Origin of the sequence: Halomonas sp. SIMBA_159, from assembly GCF_046536035.1 — a bacterium.
GTDB lineage: Bacteria > Pseudomonadota > Gammaproteobacteria > Pseudomonadales > Halomonadaceae > Vreelandella > Vreelandella venusta_A.
This window is the reverse complement of sequence record NZ_JAWJBT010000631.1, coordinates 1-270: the sequence shown is the minus strand read 5'-3', so window position 1 is coordinate 270 and position 270 is coordinate 1. Positions and strand designations below refer to the sequence as shown.

The window sequence follows — 270 nt, the reverse complement described above, 5'->3', positions numbered from 1 at the left end:
CGCTGTGCCACCAATAATACCGTGGCGTTTTTCGTTTCATCTTTTAAGGCTTTACGCAACTGGGCATCGGTCTTGTAATCGAGTGCTGAAAAACTGTCATCGAAAATGTATAAATCCGGTTTGCGGATCAAGGCACGGGCAATCGACAAGCGTTGCTTTTGCCCACCTGACAGATTCGAGCCGCCTTGTTCGATTTCAGCTTCGTAGCCGCCTTCCATTCGTTGGATGAATTCCTGCGCCTGCGCGATGCTGGCGGCTTGATCCAACTCC

Annotated in this window: 1 protein-coding gene; it reads right to left on the bottom strand. The window is 50.7% G+C overall.

Annotated features, from left to right (window positions below):
• Positions 1 to 270: ATP-binding cassette domain-containing protein (locus tag R0J87_RS20730; protein WP_498888613.1), on the bottom strand; the 270-nt coding region annotated here is incomplete at both ends.